Annotated in this window: 4 protein-coding genes; all 4 read left to right on the top strand. The window is 37.2% G+C overall.

Going from position 1 to position 3,873, the window contains the following annotated elements; genetic code table 11:
* Positions 1-2,234, top strand: a 2,234-nt coding sequence (locus AACZ30_RS13310; RefSeq protein WP_339649952.1) for a 3'-5' exonuclease, incomplete at its 5' end; no start/stop codon positions are given.
* A 66-nt stretch (positions 2,235-2,300) separates the two neighbouring features.
* Complete coding sequence (locus AACZ30_RS13305; protein ID WP_075326044.1) at positions 2,301-2,513, top strand: DUF2945 domain-containing protein; 213 nt, start codon at positions 2,301-2,303, stop codon at positions 2,511-2,513.
* A gap of 65 nt (positions 2,514-2,578) precedes the next feature.
* A complete protein-coding gene (locus tag AACZ30_RS13300; protein WP_075326045.1) occupies positions 2,579-3,199 on the top strand; it encodes an L-threonylcarbamoyladenylate synthase in 621 nt (206 codons plus the stop codon).
* A 193-nt stretch (positions 3,200-3,392) separates the two neighbouring features.
* Positions 3,393-3,873: alpha/beta hydrolase (locus AACZ30_RS13295; RefSeq protein WP_339649949.1), on the top strand; the 481-nt coding region annotated here is incomplete at its 3' end.

Here is a 3,873-nt window from a genome sequence, read left to right as displayed (position 1 = left end):
GATCTGGAAAAACGCGGGTGCTTACTTACCGTATTGCTTACCTTATGAGCCAGGGCGTAGATCCTTTTAATATTTTATCGCTAACCTTTACCAATAAGGCCGCCCGGGAGATGAAAACCCGAATCGCTAAAATTGTGGGTAACAGTGAAGCGAAAAATCTTTGGATGGGAACTTTTCACTCAATTTTTGCAAAAATTTTACGGTTTGAAGCCGATAAATTGGGTTATCCGTCAAACTTCACCATTTACGATACTCAAGATTCTCAAAGCGTGATCAGGGCGATTATTAAAGATATGCGCCTGGATAAAGACGTTTATAAATATAAGCAGGTTTATAGTCGTATTTCTTCCTATAAAAATAGTTTGATTACCGTAAAAGCTTATTTTCAAAACCCGGAATTGAAAGAGGCCGATGCGATGTCTAAAAAGCCGCGTCTTGGTGAAATTTACCAGGAATATGTGGAGCGTTGCTTTAAAGCCGGTGCGATGGATTTTGATGATCTTTTGCTCAAAACCAATGAACTGTTAAACCGTTTTCCTGAAGTGCTTCATAAATACCAGAATCGTTTTAGATATATTCTGGTTGATGAGTACCAGGATACCAATCATTCGCAGTATTTAATTGTAAAAGCACTTTCAGATAAATTTCAGAATATATGTGTGGTAGGGGATGATGCGCAGAGTATTTATGCTTTCCGCGGAGCAAATATTAATAATATCCTGAATTTCCAGAAGGATTATGATAACGTACAAATGTACCGGTTAGAGCAAAATTACCGTTCTACCAAGAATATCGTTAATGCGGCAAACTCTATTATTGAAAAGAATAAAACCAAACTGGAAAAAATAGTTTGGACGGCAAATGATGAAGGGCCAAAAATTGTGGTGAATCGCCTGCTAACTGATGGGGAAGAAGGAAGATTTGTTGCCGGTTCTATTTTTGAGAACCGAATGCAAAATCAGATGAGTAATGGCGATTTTGCCATTCTCTATAGAACCAACGCGCAAAGCAGGGCAATGGAAGACGCGCTTAGAAAAAAGGAAATTCCGTATAGAATTTATGGTGGACTTTCATTTTACCAGCGTAAAGAAATTAAAGACGTCCTGTCTTATTTAAGATTGCTGATCAACCCAAAAGATGAAGAAGCTTTAAAGCGGATAATTAATTATCCGGCTCGAGGAATTGGACAAACCACGATGGATAGGTTAAGCATTGCGGGAAATCAATATGGGAAAACCATTTTTGAAATTATTGAGAATATAGATCATCTGGATCTACAAATAAATAGAAGTACCCAGACCAAGCTTAATAATTTCGTGAATATGATTAAGAGTTTCACGATTTTAGCCGAAAATGCCGATGCCTTTACTGTTGCAGATACTGTAGCCAAAAAAACAGGATTGGTTCAGGAATTAAAGAAAGATGGTACTCCAGAAGGAATTGCTAGAATTGAAAATATTGAAGAGTTACTTAACGGGATTAAAGACTTTGTAGAAGGCCAAAAAGAGCTGGCAGATGCTGATGGTTCTTTAGCTGAATTTCTGGAAGACGTCGCCCTGGCTACAGATATGGATAAAGATACCGGTGATGACGATCGCGTGGCGTTAATGACCATTCACCTGGCAAAAGGACTGGAGTTTCCTTATGTATATATTGTTGGTTTAGAAGAAGATTTATTTCCTTCAGGAATGAGTATGAATACCCGAAGCGAACTGGAAGAAGAGCGCCGTTTGTTTTATGTAGCCCTTACCCGGGCCGAAAAACAGGCTTACCTGACCTATACGCAGTCACGTTACCGCTGGGGGAAACTTGTAGATGCCGAACCTAGTAGGTTTATTGAAGAAGTAGACGAGCAGTATATGGATTATATGATTCCGCAGGACGATTATAAATATAAACCGTTGATAGATACTGATATTTTTGGGGATGATATTGATAAAAGCAAACTTCGACAGAGTAAACCTAAAAAGGGAACTCCGCCTCCGGCGCATAAACCAAGCGAATCTCAGTTAAGAAAACTTCGAAAATTAAAACCCGCTAGTCCCGAGCCTCAAAAAGCTACAAACGCTATAAAACTCGAGGCTGGGAATGTAGTGGAGCATATGCGTTTTGGAAAAGGAAAAGTACTTGCTATAGATGGGATAGGGCAGGATAAAAAAGCCGAAATTGATTTTGAAAACGGAGGAATTAAAAAATTACTTTTAAGATTTGCTAAGCTGAAATTGATCTCTTAGAACTCGTTAAACTTCTGTTATATAAAGCCGCTTCATGCGGCTTTCTTTTTACCTTCAAAATAAAAAATTATTAAAGAAGGAAGCACTGTTAGTTGGAAATGGGGAAACGGTAAGGCTAAAGGGAAAGTAACTGAAACTTACACTAGAGAAATTACCAAAACAATAGCCGGAAGTGAAATTACCCGAAAAGGCGAAGAAGGCAATAAAGCACTTTTTATAGAACAGGAGGATGGAAGTAAAGTGCTGAAGCTGGAAAGTGAAGTTTCTAAATTAGATTAGTTAGTCTATTTCAAAAATATCTGCACGAAAATTTGTAAATTCTCAATTACTAAAAAATTATAATTATGGCTGAATTACTTAAAATTTATGACGAAAATCCGAGTCAGAAACATATTAATAAAGTAGTAGAAGTCCTAAGAAAAGGAGGGCTTATAATTTATCCAACAGATACTGTTTATGGTCTTGGGTGCGATATAACCAATACCTCGGCATTAGAAAAAATCGCCCAGATCAAGGGCGTAAAACTTGAAAAGGCTAATTTCTCTTTTATTTGTGAAGATTTAAGCAATCTTTCAGATTATGTGAAACAAATAGATTCTGCAACTTTTAAAGTGCTCAAAAGAAATCTTCCCGGCCCTTATACGTTTATTTTACCCGGAAATAATAACCTTCCAAATGTCTTTAAAAAGAAAAAAACAGTAGGGATTAGGGTGCCCGATAATGCGATTTGTAAAAGTATTGTCGCCACTTTGGGGAATCCGATTGTTTCTACCTCTATTTACGATGAAGATGAAGTAATAGAATATACCACAGATCCTGAATTAATTAAAGAAAAATGGGATCATCTCGTAGACTTGGTAATTGATGGTGGTTATGGAGACAATATTCCCTCTACCGTTATAGATCTTACAAATTCTGAACCTGAAGTAATAAGGGAGGGAAAAGGAAGTATTGAAATTATGTAATTTTAAATCTCTCATTGAGGGTTTAATTCCCCGAGAATGGTCTCGAAATTATAAAATAGTTTTCTAGTTCATACCTCCTAGGTTTCCCCTGGGTTCTTGGTTAAAATTTTGAAAACACGTTAAAAGCCTGCTAAATGCGGGCTTTATTTTTTTAGACTAAGCTTTAGTGCATAACTTAATAAAAAAATAAGCAATGAATTATATAGAGACTAAAAACGAAGAGAAAGGAAATAAGATTAAACTTTTCTATGAAGATTATGGCGAAGGGCAACCGGTGATTCTAATTCACGGCTGGCCTTTAAGTCATAGGATGTGGGAATACCAGATAGAGAAAATTGTAGATGCGGGGTTTAGATGTATAAGCTATGACCGTCGAGGATTTGGCGACAGTGATAAACCCTGGGAAGGTTATGATTACGATACTTTGGCATCAGATTTAAACGATGTTATCACTGTATTAGGACTTTCAAAAACAATTCTCGTAGGTTTCTCTATGGGTGGAGGAGAAGTAGCCCGCTTTATTGGAAAATATGGAACTGCAAATATTGAAAAAGCTGCCTTGATCTCTGCTGTGCCGCCTTTTATGCTGAAAACAGACGATAATCCTGATGGGCTTGAGAAAGAAGTTTTTGAAGGTTTTAAAGAGGAGATTAGAAAAGACCGCGCAGGTTTCT

Origin of the sequence: uncultured Salegentibacter sp., assembly GCF_963972535.1 — a bacterium.
Lineage (GTDB): Bacteria > Bacteroidota > Bacteroidia > Flavobacteriales > Flavobacteriaceae > Salegentibacter.
The sequence above is the reverse complement of the archived record's forward strand: the minus strand, read 5'-3'. Positions and strand labels throughout refer to the sequence as shown.